Genomic DNA, 22,272 nt, shown 5'->3' with positions numbered 1-22,272 from the left:
TATCAAGTAAAGCTTAATGAAAATGGCATTACTCCATCGATGACCGATGGCTATGATTGCTATCAAAATGCATTGGCGGAGCGCATTAATGGCATATTGAAGCAAGAATTCTTACTCTATAAATGCCAAAATCTGAAAGAGCTACGTGAACTCGTCGAAGAATCAATAGTAATATACAATGAAATGAGGCCGCATTTGAGTTTAGGCATGGAAACCCCAAACCAAGTGCATAAAAAAGACCAGGAGCAAAAGCTACTGGCCTTCAATTAAAACCGTCAACGTATTTTAGGACGAGACAAACTTAAATTAAAGATCAAAACGGTCAGCGTTCATTACTTTCACCCATGCGTCGACAAAGTCGTGTACAAAACGTGCTTTGTTATCGTCTTGTGCATAAAACTCGGCGTATGCGCGTAAGATTGAGTTTGAACCAAACACTAAATCAACCCGTGTTGCAGTCCATTTAGTAACGCCTGTGCTGCGCTCAACTATGTCGTAATAACCTTTGCCTATTGGTTTCCACGTGAAGGCCATGTCGGTTAGGTTTACGAAAAAGTCGGTGCTGAGTGTGCCTACGTTATCGGTGAATACACCGTGCAAAGTCCCATCATAATTAGTGCCAAGTACACGCATACCACCCACAAGTGCTGTCATTTCTGGTGCCGTTAAGCCCATTAATTGCGTGCGCTCTAACATGAGCTCTTCTGCTGATACTGCATACTCTTCTTTAAGCCAGTTACGGAAACCATCGTGTATTGGCTCAAGCACGTCGAACGACTCGGCGTCGGTCATGTCGTCAGTTGCATCACCTCGTCCTGGTGCAAATGGTACGGTTACATCGACCCCTGCAGCTTTTGCTGCTTGTTCTATTGCTGCACTGCCACCTAGCACGATTAAATCGGCAAGGCTTACTGGCTTGCTTAAATCTGCTTGAACCGACTCGAGCGCGCTAAGTACGTTGGCTAAACGTTTTGGCTCGTTGCCTTGCCAATCTTTTTGCGGTGCTAGGCGAATACGTGCTCCGTTTGCGCCACCTCGGTGATCTGAACAACGGTAGGTGCGGGCACTATCCCACGCGGTAGTAATAAGATCGGCTTGGCTTACGCCACAATTCAGTAACTTGGTTTTAAGCTCGCTAATTTCGCTGTCTGTTAGCGTGTAATCGACCGCTGGGATCGGATCTTGCCAGATCAGATCTTCATTCGGTACATCGGCCCCTAAATAACGAGACTTTGGTCCTAAATCACGGTGCGTTAACTTAAACCATGCACGCGCAAACACATCGCTGAAGTATTCAAAGTCGTCGTTAAAACGCTCGATGATCTTGCGATACGTTGGGTCCATTTTCATCGCCATATCGGCGTCGGTCATAATTGGGTTTAAACGAATAGAGGGATCTTCAACATCAACCGGTTTGTCTTCTTCTTTAATGTTAATAGGTTCCCACTGCCACGCACCTGCTGGGCTCTTTTTAAGTTCCCAGTCGTAGTTAAGTAGTAAATAACAATACCCGTTATCCCACTTAGTTGGGTGCGTTGTCCATGCGCCTTCGATACCCGATGTCATGGTATCGCGGCCAATGCCACGCGAGGTATGGTTGTTCCACCCTAAGCCTTGTTCATATACATCAGCGGCTTCTGGCTCTGGGCCTACATTTGCTTCGCTGCCATTACCATGCGTTTTACCCACCGTGTGACCACCGACGGTAAGCGCTGCGGTTTCTTCGTCGTTCATTGCCATACGAGCGAATGTTTCGCGCACTTGCTCTGCCGTTTTAAGTGGATCGGGGTTACCGTTTACACCCTCTGGGTTTACGTAAATTAAGCCCATTTGTACCGCAGCCAATGGGTTTTCCATGGTGTTTGGTTTTTCTACATTGCTGTAACGTTCATCACTCGGAGCGAGCCATTCTTTTTCGGCTCCCCAGTAGATGTCTTTCTCTGGATGCCAAATATCTTCGCGGCCGCCCGCAAAACCAAAGGTTTTTAAGCCCATTGATTCGTACGCCATGTTACCAGCTAGAATCATTAAATCGGCCCAAGATAATTTGTTACCGTATTTTTTCTTAATAGGCCAAAGTAAGCGGCGTGCTTTGTCTAGGTTGGCGTTATCGGGCCACGAATTTAAAGGTGCAAAACGTTGGTTACCTGTGCCACCGCCACCACGACCATCTTCTAAACGATACGAACCAGCAGAGTGCCATGCCATGCGGATCATTAAGCCACCATAATGGCCCCAATCAGCTGGCCACCACGGTTGGCTTTCGGTCATGAGGTTTTTTAAATCGGTTTTTACAGCTTCAAGGTCGAGAGATTTAAATGCTTCGGCATAATTAAAGTCTTTGCCGTATGGGCTTGTTTTGCTGTCGTGTTGATGAAGAATGTCGAAGTTTAGCGCGTTAGGCCACCAATTTGTGTTTGATTGAGCGGTGACCGTGTTACTACCATGCATTACCGGGCATTGACCCGTTTTTCCATTACTCATTTTTTGCTCCTTATAAGCTAAAATGTGACGAAATATTTTAAATCTCAATTAAATGCAGTTTCGCCATAAAAGGGATTTTCTGTTAGTTATGAATCACTAATCAGTTAGAAGTTCCCGTTATTTAGAACTATAGGAGTTGTATGAAAATAATGCCAGACCCCAAACGCGACTTTAAATCGATTGCTCTGATAGAAAAATCTGATTTGTGTTAACAGCGAAAGTCGACCATTTTATAAGGGTATTAATTAACAGTGAGTCCCATATGAAAACCATTAATCCTGATGTTGCTAAACAATTAAGTATTAACTTTTTCATCGCCAATTTGCCACTATGGGTATTAACGGGGATCATCGCTGCCTCTATCGCTGGACTGGCTTTTAGAAGCCCATTGCTATTTTGGCTCGTGCTTATTGTTACGCCATTCAGTATTAATTATTTATATTCAAAAAGACGTATCAAACAATTTTGTAAAGACAACCGCTGCGATGATGTGTCGTGTCTTGGTAAACACACTGATTAAATTTTAATTTTATTACCCTGTCACCAGATTATTTTCACTCCATTTAGTCTATTTTTTAGTTAGTTAGGCTATTTTCATCGGTAATTTAAAGGTTACAGCAACACCTTGGTCTAGCTCGCTCGCTATACTCACCTCGCCTTGCAATGCTTGGGTTGCAAGGTTATAAACAATTGACATACCAAGCCCACTGCCTCCTGTACCACGTTTGGTGGTGAAAAAGGGTTCAAACACTTTATGTATTACCTCTGCGCTCATGCCGTGACCGTTATCTTTATAGCACAGTGTGTATGTGTCGTTTTCGTGGTTAACGGTCACTACTATATCAATGTGATTTTGCTGACGGCCCGTAAACCCATGCACACAACTATTATTCACCAAGTTTAATATTATTTGACTTAAAGCCCCGGGCACGGTGATCAGATTAAGATCATCGTCGCACTTTATGGTCACTGTAACGTTATGACCGCGGGTCAGCGGCATTAAACTGTGCACTATGTTTTCGAGGTAATGCTTAATGTTTGTTTCAAGTAAGTTAAGTGAAGACTGATCAACGGCGGTCTGTTTAAAGTCACTAATCAGCTTTGCAGCGCGCTCAAGGTTAGTGAAAGATATTTTAAAGCATTCATTTAAATGGTTCATACCATCAATAAGCGCAGCCTTTGTTAAGGTGTTTGACTGGACAAGCTTATCGAGTTCGGTGAGTTTATCTTTTGCAGAGCTATTTGCTGTGACGGCGATGCCGATAGGCGTATTAACCTCATGCGCAATGCCGGCAACAAGATTACCTAGCGATGCCATTTTTTCGGATTCTATGAGTTTTTCTTGGGTGTCTGTAAGCTCTGTTAAGGTTTTTTCGAGTGTACGAGTTCGTTCTGCAACCCGTTGCTCTAATAGTTGATTTGAGCGCTCTAGTTCAGCGTTGATGCGTTCATTTTCTTGCGCCGATAGCGCACGCCCATATAAATCGGCTAATGCCCCGATAAATGAACACTCATCTTCTGTCCATTGGCGTTGTCCGCCAATGTGTTCACAGCAAAAAATACCTATCATTTTGCCTTTATAACGAATGGGAGCGTCAAGCATCGCACCAATATTGAGGGGAGCAAGGTAACTTTCGCTAAATTCCGATGTTGCAGGGTCTGTGTGAGCATCAACAGCGGTAATCGTGCGCTGGGTATCGAGGGCTTTAAAATAAGCAGGATAAGCATCACGAGGCAATACGATCATTTGGATCTCTTTGCCGTTTTCTCTGTCGAGTAGCAAACGACATTCAATCGCGGTGTTTTCTTTATTTAGTAACCATATTCCTGCCCGACCAATTTCAAGGCCATCAAGTACAGCATTTAGAATTAAGCGTTCAGCTAATTCAACATTACCACTATCAAGATCCGAAGACATTGATACGCCGTAAAGCAGTTGGACTAGTTGTTGGCGCATTACACTCACCTTTTAGTTGCAGGACACCTTAAGTCTAGACGAACATAGAAAATCTGAGATATCAAAAATTACTTTTTAGAAACTCTTTTAGTATTAAGTAGTTGTTCAGATTAAAGTGGCTATATTGTACCTAACTCCTGTTGATACCCCCTACAACGTTATGTTGTTTAAGCAGTTTGACCAGCTCTATTTTGAGCTGGTTTTTTTTTGCCTAGTCCACACAGGCCTCGCATGTTAAAGTTACTTTAGAATTCACTAAACAATGAATATGTCATGCGTTATACCTTAATTTTATTCACCTTTTTAATGAGCTTTAGTCACTTTGCCAAGGCTCAAACAGCACAAGAAAACAGCCCTGCCTTAACCGAAGCAGAGCAACAACAGGCACTCGATAAACTGCAAGAGCCTATGTATAAGCCTTTGTTAGAGCGCTATATTCTTGATGAGCTTAAAGCGGTACGCCAAGATCAACAAAAGCTGCGTGAAGATGTAACAAAACAAGTTACTCATACCCAGTTAGATACTGCCGACCGTGCATTAACTTATACCACCGACACCATTAACAATGTGTTTTTCATTATTACTATTACGGCATCTATTTTAGTTTTAGTTGGTTGGAACTCATTACGTGATGTAAAAAATAAAGTAGAAGACATTGTAAATACGCGAGTGAGTGCAATTACTAAAGAATACGAAGAACGCTTAAAAGTACTAGAAGAAAAGCTACGAGAGCGCTCTGAAGAAATTTTAACGAACCAGAAAAAAATCTCGATCACCAACGAAGTACACTCTTTGTGGATGCGTGCGAATTTAGAAAGTGATGTAGCTAACAAGATTGAAATTTTTGATGAGATTTTAAAACGTAAACCTGAAGATGTAGAAGCAATCGCGTATAAAGCCGATGCACTATTAGAAATTAATCAAACAGGTGAAGCGATTGAATTGTGTAATCAAGCACTCGAAATGGACAGTGATTATGGGTATGCCTATTGGCAACGTGCCTGTGCTTACGCGCTGTTACACAAACATGCTGATGCGATGGCTGATATTCGTATGGCCCTTGAGTACTCGCCAAACTTGCGTAATGAGTTATTACACGAAAGTGCATTTGCAAGCTTACACGATAACGAAAGCTTTAATTCGTTATTAAATGAAACGGCTTAAGCAGGTTCGAGGTTCGAGCAACGAGGTTCGAGTAGCGAGGTTCGAGGTTCGAGTAGCGAGGTTCGAGCAGCGAGGTTCGAGCAACGAGGTTCACTTTTATACTAAATAAATTTTACGCCTACCATTCAACAAAAAAGAGCAGCTCAGCTGCTCTTTTTTACTTAACGGAAGAATAACACCTTGGTTATTTTGCCATTCTCAATTTGGTAACTGGTCACAAACTCAGAACGTTTATCCACTACATTGGGGTCTTGTGAGCAAGTTTCTGATAACTCGTGATCAATAACAATGTTGCCAAGCACAATGCGTTTTATAGGCGATGACTTAATACACTTCAATTTTTTAAACATAATGCCGTAACGCGCAATCAGTTTTTCCTTGCCTGTGAACATTAACTCATTAGGAAACGCATAAAACTCAACATTCTCATCGTACATTTTAATAAATGCTTCAATATTACGCGCATTATAAGCCGCTATCACTTGCTCAATAACCGCCATAGACTCGCGAGATTGACGCGCTTTCTCTTGCTGTTTAGCCGTTAACGCTTCTTTAGCTTGGTTAACTGCTTTTTCGGCCTCTGCGACAGCTTCTTGCTTTGCTTGTGCTGTTTTTGGTTTTTCTGCTGGTACTGGCGTTTGTGTACCAAGCACTTTGCTGTCATCAACCTGAGCTGCTGCTTTTTGTTCTTCAGCAACGACTTTAGGTTGCGCTGTTTCTGTTGTTACAGGCTCTTGCGGGTTATTAACGGCTTGCTCTGTTGTCGTTTGTTGGTCTGTCTTTAAGGCGCGGGTGTCTGTGTGGGTTGCTGTTGTGTTGCCTTCAATAAATTCTAAGGCTGGCACTGATTTTTCTGTTTTTTGCTCGCTTTTCGTTTCTTGTTCAGCTTTTGTTTGTGGCTCGGCTTTTTGGGCAGTTTCGTCACTTGCAATAGACTGCCATGTGAATAATAAACTAATTGCAAAAAATAACGGTTTCATACTTTTCCTAAATGCATCATTCCTGATTTGAGGCGCTAAAGTAGCAAATTCTCGCTGTTAGGCATAGTCTTTTACCAATACTGCTCAACGGTTATCTGCCCAGGCTCGCGGCGACGGTTGCGACTAAAGCCAAGCTCTAACAAAATTGCCGTGGTGTCTTTTACCATTTCGGGGTTACCGCAAATCATAAATTGAGCCGTGTCTGGATTAACGTGTTTGCCAGTGACCTCAAATAAACGATGATCTTTTATAACGTCAGTGATCCGGCCATTAAACCCGACTGATGCTGACTCTCTGCTGACTACGGGCGAATAGTGAAGATTAGGGTTTTGCTTTTGCAAAGCGGCAATACGCTGTTGATAGCTTAGGTCTTCGTTTAAACGCACACCATGCACTAAATGCACGTGCTCAAACTTTTGCCACACATCGCCTTGCTCTAAAATTGAAATAAATGGCCCAAGCGCGGTGCCCGTACTAAGCATATACAGTTGCTCGCTACTCGGTACTTCGTCCAGTGTAAAAAAGCCCGTAGCGCGGCGTTCAATGGTCACCGAATCCCCCGGTTTTAATTGCGCTAACTGCTGAGACAGTTGACCGTCTTCAACATTTATTAAATAAAACTCAAGATCAGGGTTGTCTGGTGCATTCACATACGAATAAGCGCGTGCTACCCGTTTATCACCCACTTGCATCGCTAATTTAGTAAACTGGCCCGCTGTAAATGGCTCGACATCTGCATTCACTATTAGGCTAAATAGCGAGTCGGTCCACCATTTTACGTCTTTAACCTTCGCTTCAATCCAATTAGACATACGCATCCTCGAGTTATGTTCCTTTATTAAAGGTGGCAAGAATTGGTAGTGGTGTCAATGGGCATAGTAAGAAGTTTTAAAATACGCGATACGAAAAAGATAATACACGTTAATAGGCTAGGTAAACTCGCTGCGACCGTTTCGCAGCTGACTAGTTTTTGTTGATTATTTGCTGGCTATCCCTTTTAAATTAATACATTACACACGCATAAAAAAAGCCGCATAAATGCGGCTTTGAGGTTAGTCTCACTTCACTTTGGGCGTGTCTCCAAATTTCAGTGAATACGTTACCAAGGAACTTTTTTAATGTAATTAAATTGATTCTAAAGCAATTTTAACCATTTCGTTAAAGGTGCTTTGACGCTCTTCACTCGGCGTTGCTTCTCCGGTGATCACGTGATCACTTACGGTAAATAGTGCCATAGCTTTTGCGCCATACTCGGCTGCTACGCCGTACATGCCTGCTGTTTCCATATCAACGGCGAGTACGCCTAGTTTGTCGAGCTCTTGATAGAATGTGTTATCTGCTTGGTAGAATGTATCTGTTGTGAATACATTACCTACTTTTGCTTCGATACCTAGCTCTTTCGCAGCGTTTACGCCATTAAGTAGTAAACCAAAATCAGCAATAGCGGCAAAATCGTAACCACGCACACGTGCACGGTTTACGTTTGAGTCAGTGCTTGCACCTTGTGCAAAGATAACGTCGCGAATTTTAATATCGCTACCAATACCACCACAGGTACCAATTCGAATTAGATTTTTAACGCCATAACTAACAATCAATTCACGGGCATAAATTGACATCGATGGAATACCCATCCCAGAACCCATAATACTCACTGGCTTACCTTTGTAGGTACCGGTAAAGCCATACATATTACGAACGCCTGTTACTTGTTTTGCGTCATCTAAAAAGTTTTCAGCAATGTACTGTGCGCGCAGTGGATCACCCGGCATTAATACCGTTTCTGCAAATTCGCCTACATTGGCACTGATATGAGGAGTACTCATTATTGGTTTCCTTTTTTGTTCGCTAATAGCTCATCTTTAAAGCCATCACCGTATTCAAGTGCAGGCAGATTAAACCACTGGGCAAGGGTTTGACCTATGTCTGCAAAGCTAGCTCTTTCACCAAGCGGGGTGTTTGTCATTCCCGGTTGGTAGGCAAGTACTGGCACATATTCACGTGTGTGGTCAGTACCCGCTGCGGTTGGATCACAACCGTGATCAGCGGTAATGATAAGTACATCATCACTCTGTAGCTGATTTAAAATAGTCGGTAAGTAATCATCAAACTCTTTTAACGCTGTGGCATAACCCACTGCATTACGGCGATGACCGTACTTTTCATCAAAATCAACTAGGTTTGTAAAAATCAAACTATGGTCCGGAGCCGATGCTATCACTTCTGAGGTTTTCTCAAGTAGGTTCATCAGGCCCGGGGCTTTGTGTTTTTGGGTAATGCCTTGGTGTGCATAGATATCGGCAATTTTACCAATACTGATCACTTCACCGCCGTCTTGCGATAATTTATCAAGCAAGGTTGGCGACGGTGGTAACACTGAATAATCACGACGATTACCTGTGCGGGCAAAATCATCGCGGTTAGAACCCAAAAATGGCCGCGCAATCACTCTTCCTATGTTCATTTCATCAAGCAGCGCCCGTGCGATTTCGCAAACCTGATAAAGTTTCTCCAGTCCAAATGATTCTTCGTGCGCGGCTATTTGAAACACGCTATCAACTGAGGTGTAGCAAATCGGCATGCCGGTTTTCATATGCTCTTCACCCAGTTGTTCTAAAATGGTGGTTCCTGAGGCATAACAGTTACCTAAAATGCCAGGAATACCAGAACGAGCAATTAGCTCGTCAACAAATTCTTGCGGAAAACACGGCTGTGTATTAGGGAAATAACCCCAATCAAATAACACAGGAACGCCCGCCATTTCCCAATGGCCAGACGGTGTATCTTTACCGCTTGATAACTCTTTAGCATAACCCCACGCACCTGTTGGCGCTTGACGGTCACTGACTAAACAAGGCTCTTTACCAGCAGCTTCACATGCATCGGCTAACCCTAAACGCGTTAAATTAGGCAACGCTAAATGCTCACCCGTTTCGTCTGCATAGGCTTTCAATAGATGAGCAAAGGTATTCGCGCCTACATCACCAAACTTCTCTGCGTCAGGTGCTGCGCCAATTCCTAGGCTATCTGCCATTAAGATGATTGCTCTTGCCATGGGTACCTCGTTATCAATGTGTGAATACTTTATATGCTCTTTGAATTTTTGGTACAGGACATAAGTCCTGTTTCATTAAACGGAAACATTATAAATTTGCGTCCTTAAGCGAAGCAAAAGAGATTAATCGTGTCTTTTTTGCTATTGTGATCTACCTAACAATGTTTCCTTCTGTGTGGGCGAGAACTTTAGTGACACGAACAATTATAGCTATTGCTGGCGCATCTGCGTCGGGCAAGTCTCTTTTTAGCAAGACAATTTATAACGAATTAGTCAGTGAGCTTGAACCGGGCGCGATCGCAGTGATCGAAGAAGATGCTTATTACAAGGACCAGTCGCATTTACCGTTCGACCATCGAACGCAAACTAATTACGACCATCCTGATGCTTTCGAGCATGAACTTTTACATGAGCACTTGCTTCAATTACGCGCTGGTAACTCTGTAGAAGTACCTACTTACGATTATGCAATGCATACACGCAGTGATGAAACACGTCGTGTTGCACCTGCAAAAGTGCTCATAGTCGAAGGTATTTTATTATTGAGTGATCCGGCACTTCGAAAAGAATTTGATATTAAGGTGTTCATTGATACACCGTTAGATATCTGCCTTATGCGCCGTATGCAACGAGATATGGAGCAGCGTGGCAGAACATTACAGTCCGTTGTTGAACAATATCAAGCGACAGTGCGACCTATGTTTTATCAGTTTATTGAGCCATCAAAGCACAAGGCTGATTTAGTGGTCACACGCGGCGGTATGAATCGCGTTGCGATTGATATAATTAAAAGTAAAATAAAATATTTACTGCAACAATAACAACGGGAAACAGTCAGTATGACAACATTTATGAGCTTAGTAGGCATTGTTGTGCTACTAGCCATTGCATTTGCGGCATCAACAAACCGTAAAGCAATAAATTTAAGAACAGTCGGCATTGCCTTCTTGCTACAAGTATTAATTGGTGGCTTTGTCTTGTTCTTTGAGGTGGGTAAAAACGTACTGGCAAGTATGTCTAAAGCCGTTTCTTCAGTCATTGGCTATGCAAATGACGGGATCAGCTTTTTATTTGGCTCACTCGCATCGCAAGATACCTTAGGGTTTATTTTTGCGATTCAAGTATTGCCCGTTATTGTGTTCTTCTCAGCGCTGGTCGCTGTGTTGTACCACATAGGGGTGATGGATTGGATAATTAAAATTCTTGGCGGTGGTTTACAAAAACTATTGAAAACCTCGCGTCCAGAATCGCTTTCTGCAACCGCCAATATTTTCGTTGGCCAAACAGAGGCACCACTGATTGTTAAACCGTTTATTGCCAGTATGACTAAGTCAGAGCTGTTTGCAGTAATGGTGGGTGGCCTAGCAACCGTAGCAGGTTCTGTTATGGCGGGTTATGTGACAATTGGTGTAGAGCTCAAATACTTAATTGCGGCCAGCTTTATGGCTGCACCGGGTGGTTTCTTAATGGCAAAAATGATTGTGCCAGAGACTGAGACCCCTAAAGAAGATTTAGCCGATTTAGACGTGCAAGAAGAAAAGCCCGTTAATGTCATCGATGCTGCGGCGTCAGGTGCCGCAAACGGGATGCATTTAGCGCTCAATGTGGGTGCAATGTTACTTGCTTTTGTGGCGCTTATTGCACTTCTAAATGGTTTATTAGGCGGTATTGGTGGTTGGTTTGATCACCCAACATTAACGCTACAAGAAATTTTAGGTTATGTATTTGCCCCAGTTGCCTGGTTATTAGGTGTACCGTGGAGCGAAGCCGTAATCGCAGGCAGTTTTATAGGTCAAAAGGTTGTAGTTAACGAATTCGTTGCTTACCTCGACTTTATAAATTATCGCGATACGTTAAGTGCGCACACACAAGCGATTGTCACATTCGCGTTATGTGGGTTTGCTAACTTATCATCGATAGCAATTTTACTAGGTGGATTAGGCGGTATGGCGCCTGGTCGGCGAAAGGATATCGCACGCTTAGGGCTCAGAGCAGTGTTAGCAGGATCTATGGCTAACCTAATGAGCGCAGCAATTGCAGGTTTTTTCCTCTCGCTAGCTTAGAAACTTAATGAGATGAGCCGTAGTTGCAAAACAATAGGATAGGACTTTAAGGGGTTAAAGGTCTATCTGACTTGAACGATACTTCACCAAGGGCCGAAAGGCCCTTTTATCGTTTTTATGTGCTAATATTTATTTACTAAGTCTTTTTAAGTACATAAATGAAATCTTCTCTACTTATATCTTTATTCTTATGTATGAGTTGGTCTGTATTCGCCGCACCATCACTCACGGTCGTGACTGAGCTCTCTCCTCCTAATCAAACGCTCATCAATAATCAGGTTACGGGCGTAAGCACTGAGTTAGTGAAAGCTATTTTTGACAAAGCTGACTTGCAAGCAAATATTGAACTTTACCCTTGGGCACGCGCCTTTAATATGGCGCAAAAAAAGCCTAATACCTTTATTTACAGCATTGCAAAAACGCCTGAGCGATTAAATCAATTTGAATGGATTGGTGAAGTAGCGACGTACCATATGGGATTTGTTAAACTGACCTCCCGTAAAGACATTAAAATCAGCTCAAACGAACAAGCAAAACGCTATAAAATAGCGGTACAACGTGATGATCTTGCTGCAAAGCAATTGACCGAGCGTGACTATATTCTGGTCTATACGACGGATATTACAAAGTCGTATCAGTTATTAATTTCGGGTAAGGTTGATTTAATTATCGATGATAAAAACTATCTTACTGCGATGGCCGATCAACTGGCACAGGATGAGTCACGTTTTACCTTTGTTCATGCTATCGATTTTTTAAGCATAAATGGCTATTTAGCTGCCAATAAACACACCAACCCACGCTACATAATGGCCTTAAAAGCCGCATTCAATGAAGTATCAAAAACACAACGGTATAAAGAAATAATGATGCTTAACAAACAACATTAATTATTGGGTGGGGCGTACTTAGCAATATTTTTATCAAGTAGCCCTTGGCGACTTAACTTGTTGTAGCTCGCTTGCAAACGCTCAACAAACTCTTGAGGCATGTTTTTGTTAAGCGCCAAAAAGTTACCCACGGTTTCCTTTAGTGGCAACTCAATAAGTTTTACCACTTCTTTTCCAACATAACCATATTGCGTAAGCTGGTAATGAAATGACAACTCAGAGCCAATTATCAAGTCGAGTTTATTTTTGAAAAAGAGGTTGATGCACTCATAATGATGGCCGAATTTGAGTAAGTTTTTATTATTTTCGAAGCCAATACTTTCGACAAATTTTTCGTAAATGCCATCTCGTACAACACCTAAGGTGTAGTCTTTCACTTCTGATAAGTCACGGGGATTAACATGGGTATTCGATTTTAAGCGGTAAAAGTAATTACGCGATGATGCCAATGGCCCAACCCACTTAAACAATGCTTCACGCTCGCTAATACGCGCAGCTGATATAAGCCCAGACATAGGATGCTGCTGTGCTAAATGGTAGGATCTTGCCCAGGGTAACAGTTCGAAGTGACACTCAATGCCTGCATCAATGCACATTGCACTTACAAACTCGAGATTAATGCCTTCTAAGTGCCCTTTATTAGAAAAGTTATATGGCGGAAACTGCTCAGTGTAGATCGTGAGCGTTTGTTTTGCTAACGCGACAGGGGCAAAACATAGGCATACTAATATTAAATATTTTAAAATAGCTAATGCACTCAGATAAAATTACTGCATTAAATATAGGAATATTCATCATGCCAGTCAATTTTTAGGCATTAAAAAAGCAAGCCGTAGCTTGCTTCTTTTTAACTTTTACTTTTCAGTAAAAATTATAACGGAGTGATGTTATCCGCTTGAGGACCTTTTTGACCTTGTGAAAGAGTGAACTCTACACGTTGGCCTTCAGCTAAAGTTTTGAAACCGTCGCTTTTGATAGCGCTGAAGTGTGCAAACACGTCTGGGCCATTTTCTTGCTCGATGAAACCAAAACCTTTAGACTCGTTAAACCACTTAACTGTACCTGATACGATGTTAGACATAGTATTATTCCTGATATTAAAAAATTAAAAATGCCCATGTGGGCGGGTGTAGCAAAAAATGAGATGGTACTTAAAAACTTCAGGACGGTACTACAAGTATTACTTATACAACAACGAAATAAAGATTTATTAATTACACGCTTTCTTTCTAGCTGACGCCCACTATATAGAGTTAAAGCGATAAGTCAAACACTATCGACAATTAAAATTCAAATTCAAGCGCTAAACGAAAGCTATGGTCTTTACCCGATTGACTTAATTCACTTATAAAGCCGGCTTCCCATTTAAGCTGGTGTTTAGGGCTAAAGCGGTGCAAACCGATAAAACCAGGTCCTACACCAAAAAAGTCTTCACCCGAATACACCTCTATCGATGGCTGAAACTCAGCGCGATAACGATAACGGTATTGTAAGCGGAACTCGGTTTCCCATTCACTTTCTATGTCTGCGCCCCACTCGTACACTAAAAACGCATTCATGGTTAAGCTTGTACGACCAAATTCTTTTTCCCATAAAAAGCCTGTCGTGGCCTCGTAAGCATCAATTGTATGTTGTTTTTCAAGCTCGAATAAGGCGCCCCAGTCAGCCCATAACCGCCCTTGCTCAACAAGCTGCCAGCGCAGTTCAACCTCATAAGACGCTAAACCGAAATCGCCATTATCGTCTCTTTCGCCAACCACATACCCCTCAAGGCTCATGGTATCGTTAATGGCTCCGCCAAATCCTGCACGCTGAGCAAGTACGTTGCCTTGGTCGGTTTGCCTTGAAACGAGCCGCCATTCAACCTCACGCTCAAACGGCATAACATAGGGGTGATATACTTTATCAACCACCATGCCATCGGCGTGCGCAACATGCGCCATACTTGCCAATAACAAGCAACTAAAGCTAATAATTAAGAACCGCATACAGGCTCCTTAGTGTGTTTAACGTTTAAAACACGGGCGAGGACTAAAAATACAATTGTGGCAATTGCATAAACCCATAGCGCCGTTTTACTGGGCGTTGCTTCGTAGCCTAGCAACGCTTTTAACACCCGACCCAACTCGGAGTTTTCAACCACAAACCCGCGCCAGTCTAAATAGTTTGATGTTATATCGAGTACGTCGATTTGACTCGCTAAATCAAGCAATATGAGTAATTTCGCCGTCGCATTTAATGCCAATAACACTATTAATGGCTGGCATCCTGCACGCCTGACAATGCTCTCGAGTAAAAAAAACAACAACACGCCAAAGCTAATGCAAATACCGACCCCTAAAAAGGTTCCTAATAGTAGTGGTTCGGCCGCGTCTTTACTGTGCCAAAAGCTCACCAAATAAATCATGTAATGACTTAAATACAGCGCCATAGTCGCTACTAATGCCACTGCTGCTGCCATTTTACTGTGCCGACAGCTTAGTACCGCGGCAACAAATATCACCACACACAGTAGCATTTGAATAAACTCTAAACCTCGGTGCTGAAACAGCTGACTGACCCACGCCGCACCTTGAACAAACAGTAAACTAACCGCAATACCTACCATGCTGTGTATCAGTACTTGTCGTTGGCTAAGGGGCACAATCAAACTTAATAAAACGGCTAAAATTACCACTGGCAACAACTGATTTATGCTCATTAATAAACTAGTTATCAGCATTTTTATCCTCCGTCGCAATCACGGTGCCGCGTGCAGTATTAGGCGAAAATTCACCAAAAAAGTCGTAGCGTCCGGGGCTTAGCGGGCCAATATAAATAACGCTTGTGCGGCCTGGGTAAAGTACTTTTTCGCGGTTTAGATCAAAACTATCGAACTCTTCTGGGGTGTTATCTTGATTGTCGATCAGTAAACGTAGTTTTTTGTTTGCCGGCACTTTAATTTCGGCGGGATAAAATAAATGATCTTTTAATATGAGTGTGTACTCTTTGCCATAAGCGAGCCAAGAAGGCAGGCACAACATCATAGTGAACGCAAAAATCCATTTATTCACTCCTGTCTCCTTGTATAAAGGACACGCTCACACGTAAGCCACCTAAGTGACTATCGGCAAGCGCAATATCAGCGTTATAAATCGATACAATGTGTTCAACAATCGCCATACCAAGCCCTGCCCCTTGCTCTCCTGATGGGTGTTTATCGCCGCCCACCCGATAAAAACGGTTAAAAATACGCTGTTTTTGGGCTTCATCAATACCGGGGCCTGAATCATCAATTTGCCAGATATACCGACTATTGTCGGTTTTCAGGGTAATGCTCAGTTCTCCCTGAGCGGGGGTGTATTTTATGGCGTTACTGAGTAAGTTGCCAAATAAAGTGACGAGCGTAAATTCGTCTCCGTCGATGATAAAATCATCTCCTTCTATGCTGATTGTGTGCTCTTTTTCATCAATGCGATCATAAAGTTGCGACACCACTTGCTGGCTAATTTCTAGCACTGAAATGGGGCTAAATTGCGCCTGCCATTGCTCGGGATAAGTTCGCCCTAAAATCAACATTTGCTCAACAATGTTACTGAGTTTATCGAGCCCTTTTTCCATCGCATCAAGTTCAATATTATCACCCCCTTGGGCAAGTAAATTATGTACATTGATTTTTAAACTGCTGAGTGGAGTTCGCAGCTCATGGGCAGCATCTGAAGCAAAAAAACGCTCCCGTAAATAGGCACTCTCAACACGCTTAAACAAGTCGTTTAAGCGGTTAATAACCGGTTTAATTTCTTGCTCTGGGGTTTGCCAAGGTATTGCGGTAAAGTCATTTGCTTGGCGATGCTGAAGCTGATTAGAAAGACGCGTTAGCGGTGCAAGCCCTTGTTTTACAAAGACACTGATTAGAACAGCCAAAATGGGCACACTCCACAGCAATGGGGTCATTGCTGACAGAATAACGGTTTCGGTGAGCGCTACGCGCTTACTTAACGGCTCTGCAATTAATACCCGCTTATTAGCTTCGCTTAAACGGTAAACCTTGACCCGTTGCCCCGCTAAGTTTTCGACACTAAAACCTGGCTGCCATTGGCTTTGATTAATAGGGTTATTGTGCAATGACGTTGAACTTGAGACCACTTTGTCATCAACCCAAACCTGAAACAACAGCTGGGGCAAATCAGTGCTATATGTGGGTGTTTCTTTGCTTAGCGGTTGTTCAATTAGCACATGTGCAAGCGTCACTAACTCATTATCGAGTAATGCTTCAGCCTGATTCATACTTTCGCGGTAACCTTTGGTGAAAGCCAAAAAGCAGGTCAAAATCACCATTGAGAGTATTAATAAGGTGAGTCGCTTACGAATTGACACTAGCGTTTACCCACCACATAGCCGATACCACGCAGGGTTTTAATAAATTCCTTAGGGAATTTTTTACGTAAATGATGAATGTGCACTTCGATGGTGTTTGAACCTACTTCTTCACCCCATTCGTAGAGTTTACTTTCTAACTGCTGTTTGGACTGCACCCGACCTTGGTTTTCTAACAAGGCTTTAAGCAACATAAACTCTTTGCGAGGTAAATTGACAGGCTCGCCTTGATAACTCACGGTAAAAGCTGCGGTATCCATTTCGACGTCGCCCACTTGCAGTATACTCGTTTGCGCTTGCGTTAAACGCCGGCTTGCCACTCTAAGGCGAGCAAATAACTCGGCTGGATCAAACGGTTTAGCCAAATAATCATCAGCACCTAAATCAAGCCCCATCACTTTATCATCAATGCTGCCACGGGCTGTTAAAATCACCACAGGAAGCTGTTTACGATTCTTTTTTATGTGCTTTAGAATATCGATGCCATCACCATCTGGTAGCCCTAAATCAAGAACTACCAGTTCAATTTCATCGCTTTGCAACCATTGCATCGCAGACTTAACGGTCGCACTGTGTTCAACACTATAACCTTGTTGACGTAAAGAGCGACACAGGCCTTCTGCGACTAAATGGTCGTCTTCAACGAGCAATAAATGCATGAGTTATCTCTTTAATTTTTTCTCGATCTTCGCCAATAATTGCGTGATTTCTTGTTGGCGATAAAGATCTGCTTTTACTCTATCAGGGCGCGCAGGCGCTTGCTGAGCAACCAGTAAAAATTCTTTCGCTGATTTGTATTTATGCTCATCATATAAAAACGCGGCATATAAATAGTTGCTGTCGATGCCACGAGGATTTAGCTCAAGCGCCTGTTTAAATAGTTTTTTCGCTTCATCATCGTCACCAAAACCGATGGGCCAACCGGGTACTTTTCCGTATAAGGTTGCTAGGCTTGTGTATGCCGAGCCATCAAGTGCATTTGGGTCAAGTTTGAGTGCTTTTTCAAATTGCGCCTTAGCATCTTTAGCCAGACCTAACGCCCCTAGCCCGCCTTTTGCACCTGCATAGCTCGATAACACAATGCCGTACCAAATATGGCTTGCCGCTTGTGCGTCATTTGCTTTTGTAAATTCAGCCGTTTCACTGGCCAGCTTTTCAAACGCATTTAACTGTGCATCATCAACTAATTCGTAATTAACCACTGCCCACTGCTTTTGCACCGAGCTTAAATCACTATTAAAGTCGGCTTTTGCTGGGGCTGCCATAATAACGCCTAACATCATCAGGGCTTTTAAATTTAGTTTAGTCATAATCGTTCACCTTAATCAATTTAGTTCGCAAAAAAACTTTTTATTTTAGGAAGTTGTTTTGCAATTGCGTTATCAACTAGTGATGGAAATGCACCGTTAATACGGGCAAATAATGTTTCAGGGAAGCCGATAAAGCGGCGACGTTTTTTTGATTTAATTAACTCAACCAATGCATCAGCTACTTTTTCTGGCGGATCCATCGTGTTACCAAGTTCTTTGTTCATGGCGCGTACTTGTGGCGAGTTAATGGCGGTGTCGGTTGCACGAGGTGCTAAATACAACACCTTAACCTCGCTGTGGCTCAGCTCTCTAGCAAGTGCTTCTGTCATACCTCGCAGGCCAAATTTACTGGCACAGTACACCGTTTGATACGGATACCCGATACTTCCAAACGACGAACCTATGTTGACGATGGTGCCTTTATTGCGAGTAATTTGGGGCAAAAACAGCTGGCATAATTTAATCGGTACAGTGAGATTAATATTCAATAGATGATCTATTTGCTGCTCACTCATTTCACTAAAGCCTTGCATAACGTTCACACCCGCATTGTTTATAAGTAAACTTGCCCCCCCTATTTGCTTCGCAAATTTAGCGAGCTCATCGCGCGATTCACTGTTATGTAGGTCGGCCTGAAAATATTCAGCGTCGTTGCCACATTCTAATTGCAGTGCAGCAAGTTGCTTAATGTTGCGCCCTACCAACACCACACGCCAGCCTTCTTTTGCAAGACGAAGCGCAATAGCACGACCAATGCCCCCCGTTGCACCGGTTAGTACACAAACGGGGCTACTCATGCGCTTTGCTCCAAATCTGACTCACGAAAGAAAGGCTCGGTATCAAGATCACGGAAAATATTGCCGTAAAGTTTATAAAAGCATTTAGCAGCGTGGATAATGGCGTGTTGATCGTCTTCGTTATCGATTTGATTCATTAAACTTTCGAAGAACTTCACATGTTCAATATCAAGTGCACCGTGTGACGTAAGGTAAGTAAACGCCTTTTTAGGTAAACCAATGACGTCACGAATTTGCCCTGCTGCGTTATCTGCCAAGGCAATTGAAGTGCCTTCGAGCACATGCACCATGCCAAAAAATGCCACTGGATTACCACGATTTATTAAATCGTACGCGTATGACACCATCAGCTCTGTTGAAAACTGCGGACGCGAATTGCGTACCCGCTCTTTATCAAAACCGCAGGCAGCAATATCGTTTAACACCCACTCTTGATGGCCCAACTCTTCTTCGATGTATTCTGCAACGGCTTCACGTAGCCACTCTTGTTTATCGCTAAGCTTTGCACCCAGCGCCATTAAAAGCGGTACGGTGTGCTTAACATGATGATACGCTTGCGATAAAAACGACGCATATTCTGCAAGGTTTACCTCACCTTTAAACACACGACCAATGATTGGTGCTGCTAATAGGTAATCACGCTCTTTTTGTGTTTCGGCTTGTAATGTATTGAAAAATTGACTCATGTTCGTCGCCTCTTGATAGAATGCTGAAATCTCGCTAGCAAAAAATGAGTTAATCAACTCGCGCTTAGGACGATTATTGCTCGTTAATAAACCTTGTATGTGGCTCATTGGCTCTGCCAAACGGTGCCATTTTAGGATGTGTGCGTACTCAGGCAGCTGCGCGTTTTGGGCAGCAACATGCGCGGCAAGTGCATCATCAGTCATTGCGGGGTTGGCAAATATTAGCGCCGATAAAAACGCGTGACCTTCACCAACAACGACCGCTTGCTGTACATGACTGTGACTAAGTAATAACGACTCAGGCCACTCAGCGCTGATATTGCGGCCAACGCTCGTGATTAGCTGGTTTTTTAAGCGTCCCTGGATCACTATGCGACCCTCATGCTCAGCGACCAAGTCGCCTGTTGCATACCAATCATCGCTCTTATGTGCCGCTTGCCCTAAGTAACCTAAAAATAATGAGCCTTTAATAAACAGTTGGTTGTTTTCAATTTTGTATTGAATGTGATTGAGCGCGCGCCCCGCCGTTTCAATATCATCATCAGCTGGGGTATTTAAGCTCACCACCGATGAAGACTCAGATAAGCCATAACCCTGATAAACCGGTAAGCCATATTCACGGGCTTGCTTGATCAGTTTGCTACTCACCACAGCTCCCCCCACAGCAATAAATTGTAAGCTAGTCGGGGCTTGCCATCCCTGCTTTGCAAAGGCCACTAAGCAGCTGAGAAGTTCTGGCACTAAAATGAGGGTATTGGGCTCAGTGCGCTCTATCGCAGCAATGAGTTTTTGCGGTTCACGTAACTGAGCACCCGAAAAACCAAGTTCAGCCAATGGCACTACATTAACACTCCCACCCGCTAACAAAGGCGCATATACACCAGCTAAGTTCTCAAGAAGTACAGGTAAAGGTAAAACACACAGATGGTTTGGTTTTTCTAAACCAATACGTTTATAAAGTGACGTTGCCACCTTAATTTGGCTTTCAAGCGATAAACACACCCCTTTTGGCGTACCTGTTGAGCCCGACGTAAAGGTTATTTTTTGCGTATTTTCGAAATATGTAATCGGCTGTGTATCAGATAACTGATATACATATAAAGGGTAGCGTTTACATACGTCAACCAAGGCCACTAATGTTGCATTTTCGCCTTCGAAAACACGGTCACATACAAACAACTCAGCCCCACTATTTTGTAGACTCAGCGCAATTTGCTGTGCGGTAAAAAACGTTGGAAGCGGAATTGCGACCCTTTCAAGTTCAGTAATTGCGGCTTCAAGCACACACCATGCTGGTGTGTTATCAAGTTGGAAAGCAACGCCTTGGCCTGAAAATTCAGCCAATGTTGGTAATAAACGCGCGACCTCTTCAAGAAAGCCATGCTTAGTTAAAGAACGCACACCATCAGGGTGCTGGCACATCAATAAAACGTCGCTATCGCGGTGCGGTAACTGTGCAAACCAATTCATAGCGCCTCCAAAAACACAGCAAGCTCAAGCGATGACAACAAACACTGTTGTTTAATATTGAATAAAGCGGGGGTGTTTATGATGCATTGATGCGCTTCATTTAAGTCAACGACACAAAGGGTCGGTTGGTTATCGTAATAGCTGCCCCAACTCGCAGGGTCTTGAAGTGCATAGGCATTCGCAACACCAATTTCATTGCAATGAACACCCAGCATTTTTAATAAAGCACGTACTTTACGAGTGGCACAAAACACTAAATGGCTTGCCCCTACTTGATAAAGCGCTTCGTTCATTAACACAAAATGCGCCAAGGTGGCTTTTCGATGCGTTGAGCACAAATTACCTAGCTCAAAAATCTGCTCACGCTTGGCATTCACGAAATGCTCAATAGGCGCTGGCAGGTACTGTTCAATAAACAAAGGATATGATGCAGAGCGAAGCCCTAGCGTACACACTTCACCATCAATATTGAGCTCGCAAAGTAACGGCATAAATTGCGTAATTTTCGCATTATAGGCAGCAGCAAAACCTTGCTTAATAGTATTCTCGAGACGGTCACGGCCGTGTCCCCCTTCGCGTACACAAACAAAAGTGGGATCGTTTACTTGCGTATATTGTGAGTGTTTAACTGAAAGCATTATCGTTCGCTCCACATAGGTTATGTATAAAATTTATCGAGCGAAACTTAAATAAAACTTAAGAAATATTTATTTTTATAAAATATTTTTATTTCCTTGAATTGAAATGCATTTATTTTCATTAAAAGTAAAAGATCCACCTTCTAAAGAAGGTGGCTTTGCATTAGCCCCCTAGAAGGGGGCGTTGTTTACTGGAGTGTTAACTGCGCCTGCTCTTGCACCTCTTCCTTTTCTTGGTGCCTGACATACCGCCTTATTATTTCTTCATTTATCCCTACAGTATCTACGAAGTACCCTCTCTGCCAAAAATGGTTTCCCCATAACTTGTTTTTCCTTAAGTATGGATATTTGCTAAATAGCTTTAACGCTATTTTTCCCTTTAAAGCACCCATTAATTTCGAGACTGATAACTTCGGCGGTAT

General features: G+C 42.9%; 24 protein-coding genes and 1 pseudogene. 6 read left to right on the top strand and 19 right to left on the bottom strand.

The window, feature by feature from the left end:
- Positions 1 to 270 (top strand): integrase core domain-containing protein (locus LPA49_RS21180; RefSeq protein WP_230236240.1); only part of this gene is annotated, 270 nt, incomplete at its 5' end.
- 36 nt (positions 271 to 306) lie between these two features.
- Here the strand turns inward: LPA49_RS21180 and katG are convergent.
- Complete coding sequence (gene katG / locus LPA49_RS21175) at positions 307 to 2,484, bottom strand: catalase/peroxidase HPI (protein WP_065979236.1); 2,178 nt, start codon at positions 2,482 to 2,484, stop codon at positions 307 to 309.
- Positions 2,485 to 2,746: 262 nt separating this feature from the next.
- Between katG and LPA49_RS21170 the strand changes: the two genes are divergently transcribed.
- Positions 2,747 to 3,004 (top strand): hypothetical protein, encoded by a 258-nt coding sequence (locus tag LPA49_RS21170; protein ID WP_199524716.1) that lies wholly within the window; start codon positions 2,747 to 2,749, stop codon positions 3,002 to 3,004.
- A 63-nt stretch (positions 3,005 to 3,067) separates the two neighbouring features.
- Here the strand turns inward: LPA49_RS21170 and LPA49_RS21165 are convergent, their stop codons facing one another.
- Positions 3,068 to 4,441, bottom strand: a complete 1,374-nt coding sequence (locus tag LPA49_RS21165; RefSeq protein ID WP_065979234.1) for a GAF domain-containing sensor histidine kinase — start codon at positions 4,439 to 4,441, stop codon at positions 3,068 to 3,070.
- Between the two features lie 306 nt (positions 4,442 to 4,747).
- Here LPA49_RS21165 and LPA49_RS21160 point away from each other — a divergent pair, with 306 nt between their 5' ends.
- Entirely contained in the window at positions 4,748 to 5,605 is an 858-nt protein-coding gene (locus tag LPA49_RS21160; protein ID WP_227006885.1) for a tetratricopeptide repeat protein, read from the top strand.
- A gap of 161 nt (positions 5,606 to 5,766) precedes the next feature.
- Here LPA49_RS21160 and LPA49_RS21155 read toward each other — a convergent pair whose 3' ends face one another.
- From LPA49_RS21155 to LPA49_RS21140, 4 genes are all read right to left on the bottom strand, one after another.
- The gene (locus LPA49_RS21155) at positions 5,767 to 6,585 is read right to left on the bottom strand and encodes a nuclear transport factor 2 family protein (RefSeq protein WP_074988458.1); all 819 of its coding nucleotides are present in this window, start codon (positions 6,583 to 6,585) and stop codon (positions 5,767 to 5,769) included.
- Positions 6,586 to 6,656: 71 nt separating this feature from the next.
- Positions 6,657 to 7,397 (bottom strand): ferredoxin--NADP reductase, encoded by a 741-nt coding sequence (locus LPA49_RS21150; protein WP_036972964.1) that lies wholly within the window; start codon positions 7,395 to 7,397, stop codon positions 6,657 to 6,659.
- A 312-nt stretch (positions 7,398 to 7,709) separates the two neighbouring features.
- On the bottom strand, positions 7,710 to 8,411 hold the full coding sequence (deoD, locus tag LPA49_RS21145) for a purine-nucleoside phosphorylase (protein ID WP_036972525.1): 702 nt from the start codon (positions 8,409 to 8,411) through the stop codon (positions 7,710 to 7,712).
- Positions 8,411 to 9,640: a phosphopentomutase gene (locus LPA49_RS21140; RefSeq protein WP_036972526.1), complete on the bottom strand. Its 1,230-nt coding sequence runs from the start codon at positions 9,638 to 9,640 to the stop codon at positions 8,411 to 8,413. The genes deoD and LPA49_RS21140 overlap by 1 nt, the downstream gene beginning before the upstream one ends.
- Positions 9,641 to 9,831: 191 nt before the next feature.
- Between LPA49_RS21140 and udk the strand changes: the two genes are divergently transcribed.
- The 3 genes from udk to LPA49_RS21125 all read left to right on the top strand — a co-directional run bounded on the left by udk (position 9,832) and on the right by LPA49_RS21125 (position 12,593).
- On the top strand, positions 9,832 to 10,461 hold the full coding sequence (udk, locus tag LPA49_RS21135) for a uridine kinase (RefSeq protein WP_036972527.1): 630 nt from the start codon (positions 9,832 to 9,834) through the stop codon (positions 10,459 to 10,461).
- 18 nt (positions 10,462 to 10,479) lie between these two features.
- Complete coding sequence (locus LPA49_RS21130; RefSeq protein WP_075593388.1) at positions 10,480 to 11,703, top strand: NupC/NupG family nucleoside CNT transporter; 1,224 nt, start codon at positions 10,480 to 10,482, stop codon at positions 11,701 to 11,703.
- A 158-nt stretch (positions 11,704 to 11,861) separates the two neighbouring features.
- On the top strand, positions 11,862 to 12,593 hold the full coding sequence (locus LPA49_RS21125) for an ABC transporter substrate-binding protein (RefSeq protein ID WP_230237726.1): 732 nt from the start codon (positions 11,862 to 11,864) through the stop codon (positions 12,591 to 12,593).
- Here the strand turns inward: LPA49_RS21125 and LPA49_RS21120 are convergent.
- The 13 genes and pseudogenes from LPA49_RS21120 to tnpA all read right to left on the bottom strand — a co-directional run.
- The gene (locus LPA49_RS21120; protein ID WP_326847812.1) at positions 12,590 to 13,270 is read right to left on the bottom strand and encodes a transporter substrate-binding domain-containing protein; all 681 of its coding nucleotides are present in this window, start codon (positions 13,268 to 13,270) and stop codon (positions 12,590 to 12,592) included. The two genes, LPA49_RS21125 and LPA49_RS21120, sit on opposite strands and share 4 nt — an antisense overlap.
- 194 nt (positions 13,271 to 13,464) lie before the next feature.
- Entirely contained in the window at positions 13,465 to 13,674 is a 210-nt protein-coding gene (locus LPA49_RS21115) for a cold-shock protein (protein ID WP_036972536.1), read from the bottom strand.
- Between the two features lie 202 nt (positions 13,675 to 13,876).
- Positions 13,877 to 14,581, bottom strand: coding sequence for a hypothetical protein (locus tag LPA49_RS21110; protein WP_230237725.1), 705 nt, complete (start codon positions 14,579 to 14,581; stop codon positions 13,877 to 13,879).
- Entirely contained in the window at positions 14,569 to 15,315 is a 747-nt protein-coding gene (locus LPA49_RS21105) for an iron transporter (protein ID WP_118844991.1), read from the bottom strand. Before LPA49_RS21105 ends, LPA49_RS21110 begins: the two co-directional genes overlap by 13 nt.
- Positions 15,302 to 15,619, bottom strand: a complete 318-nt coding sequence (locus LPA49_RS21100; RefSeq protein WP_118845288.1) for a cupredoxin domain-containing protein — start codon at positions 15,617 to 15,619, stop codon at positions 15,302 to 15,304. The genes LPA49_RS21105 and LPA49_RS21100 overlap by 14 nt, the downstream gene beginning before the upstream one ends.
- Positions 15,620 to 15,638: 19 nt before the next feature.
- Complete coding sequence (locus tag LPA49_RS21095) at positions 15,639 to 16,949, bottom strand: ATP-binding protein (protein WP_036972542.1); 1,311 nt, start codon at positions 16,947 to 16,949, stop codon at positions 15,639 to 15,641.
- Entirely contained in the window at positions 16,949 to 17,608 is a 660-nt protein-coding gene (locus tag LPA49_RS21090) for a response regulator transcription factor (RefSeq protein WP_036972544.1), read from the bottom strand. The genes LPA49_RS21095 and LPA49_RS21090 overlap by 1 nt, the downstream gene beginning before the upstream one ends.
- A 3-nt stretch (positions 17,609 to 17,611) precedes the next feature.
- Positions 17,612 to 18,259, bottom strand: coding sequence for a hypothetical protein (locus tag LPA49_RS21085; protein WP_230237724.1), 648 nt, complete (start codon positions 18,257 to 18,259; stop codon positions 17,612 to 17,614).
- 20 nt (positions 18,260 to 18,279) lie between these two features.
- Complete coding sequence (locus LPA49_RS21080; protein WP_036972548.1) at positions 18,280 to 19,056, bottom strand: SDR family oxidoreductase; 777 nt, start codon at positions 19,054 to 19,056, stop codon at positions 18,280 to 18,282.
- Positions 19,053 to 19,742: a TenA family transcriptional regulator gene (locus LPA49_RS21075; protein WP_199524833.1), complete on the bottom strand. Its 690-nt coding sequence runs from the start codon at positions 19,740 to 19,742 to the stop codon at positions 19,053 to 19,055. Before LPA49_RS21075 ends, LPA49_RS21080 begins: the two co-directional genes overlap by 4 nt.
- Before the next feature lie 492 nt (positions 19,743 to 20,234).
- Positions 20,235 to 21,164: pseudogene (locus tag LPA49_RS21070) on the bottom strand (AMP-binding protein); the annotation flags it as partial.
- Positions 21,165 to 21,208: 44 nt separating this feature from the next.
- Positions 21,209 to 21,850, bottom strand: coding sequence for a thermostable hemolysin (locus LPA49_RS21065; protein ID WP_051501895.1), 642 nt, complete (start codon positions 21,848 to 21,850; stop codon positions 21,209 to 21,211).
- Positions 21,851 to 22,038: 188 nt separating this feature from the next.
- Positions 22,039 to 22,272, bottom strand: a 234-nt coding sequence (tnpA, locus tag LPA49_RS21060) for an IS200/IS605 family transposase (RefSeq protein WP_230235610.1), incomplete at its 5' end; no start/stop codon positions are given.

Origin of the sequence: Pseudoalteromonas sp. MB41 (genome assembly GCF_020966275.1) — a bacterium.
GTDB classification, from domain to species: Bacteria; Pseudomonadota; Gammaproteobacteria; order Enterobacterales; family Alteromonadaceae; genus Pseudoalteromonas; species Pseudoalteromonas lipolytica.
The sequence above is the reverse complement of the archived record's forward strand: the minus strand, read 5'-3'. Positions and strand labels throughout refer to the sequence as shown.

Excerpts from the sequence above, each read along its gene's own strand:
- LPA49_RS21170 (WP_199524716.1), top strand. The coding sequence starts at position 2,747 with ATGAAAACCATTAATCCTGATGTTGCTAAACAATTAAGTATTAACTTT.
- LPA49_RS21140 (WP_036972526.1), bottom strand. The coding sequence starts at position 9,640 with ATGGCAAGAGCAATCATCTTAATGGCAGATAGCCTAGGAATTGGCGCA.
- LPA49_RS21075 (WP_199524833.1), bottom strand. The coding sequence starts at position 19,742 with ATGAGTCAATTTTTCAATACATTACAAGCCGAAACACAAAAAGAGCGT.
- LPA49_RS21110 (WP_230237725.1), bottom strand. The coding sequence starts at position 14,581 with ATGCGGTTCTTAATTATTAGCTTTAGTTGCTTGTTATTGGCAAGTATG.
- LPA49_RS21150 (WP_036972964.1), bottom strand. The coding sequence starts at position 7,397 with ATGTCTAATTGGATTGAAGCGAAGGTTAAAGACGTAAAATGGTGGACC.
- katG (WP_065979236.1), bottom strand. The coding sequence starts at position 2,484 with ATGAGTAATGGAAAAACGGGTCAATGCCCGGTAATGCATGGTAGTAAC.
- LPA49_RS21130 (WP_075593388.1), top strand. The coding sequence starts at position 10,480 with ATGACAACATTTATGAGCTTAGTAGGCATTGTTGTGCTACTAGCCATT.
- deoD (WP_036972525.1), bottom strand. The coding sequence starts at position 8,411 with ATGAGTACTCCTCATATCAGTGCCAATGTAGGCGAATTTGCAGAAACG.
- LPA49_RS21165 (WP_065979234.1), bottom strand. The coding sequence starts at position 4,441 with ATGCGCCAACAACTAGTCCAACTGCTTTACGGCGTATCAATGTCTTCG.
- LPA49_RS21100 (WP_118845288.1), bottom strand. The coding sequence starts at position 15,619 with ATGATGTTGTGCCTGCCTTCTTGGCTCGCTTATGGCAAAGAGTACACA.
- LPA49_RS21090 (WP_036972544.1), bottom strand. The coding sequence starts at position 17,608 with ATGCATTTATTGCTCGTTGAAGACGACCATTTAGTCGCAGAAGGCCTG.
- LPA49_RS21115 (WP_036972536.1), bottom strand. The coding sequence starts at position 13,674 with ATGTCTAACATCGTATCAGGTACAGTTAAGTGGTTTAACGAGTCTAAA.
- LPA49_RS21155 (WP_074988458.1), bottom strand. The coding sequence starts at position 6,585 with ATGAAACCGTTATTTTTTGCAATTAGTTTATTATTCACATGGCAGTCT.
- LPA49_RS21160 (WP_227006885.1), top strand. The coding sequence starts at position 4,748 with ATGAGCTTTAGTCACTTTGCCAAGGCTCAAACAGCACAAGAAAACAGC.
- LPA49_RS21080 (WP_036972548.1), bottom strand. The coding sequence starts at position 19,056 with ATGAGTAGCCCCGTTTGTGTACTAACCGGTGCAACGGGGGGCATTGGT.
- LPA49_RS21105 (WP_118844991.1), bottom strand. The coding sequence starts at position 15,315 with ATGCTGATAACTAGTTTATTAATGAGCATAAATCAGTTGTTGCCAGTG.
- LPA49_RS21085 (WP_230237724.1), bottom strand. The coding sequence starts at position 18,259 with ATGACTAAACTAAATTTAAAAGCCCTGATGATGTTAGGCGTTATTATG.
- LPA49_RS21125 (WP_230237726.1), top strand. The coding sequence starts at position 11,862 with ATGAAATCTTCTCTACTTATATCTTTATTCTTATGTATGAGTTGGTCT.
- LPA49_RS21065 (WP_051501895.1), bottom strand. The coding sequence starts at position 21,850 with ATGCTTTCAGTTAAACACTCACAATATACGCAAGTAAACGATCCCACT.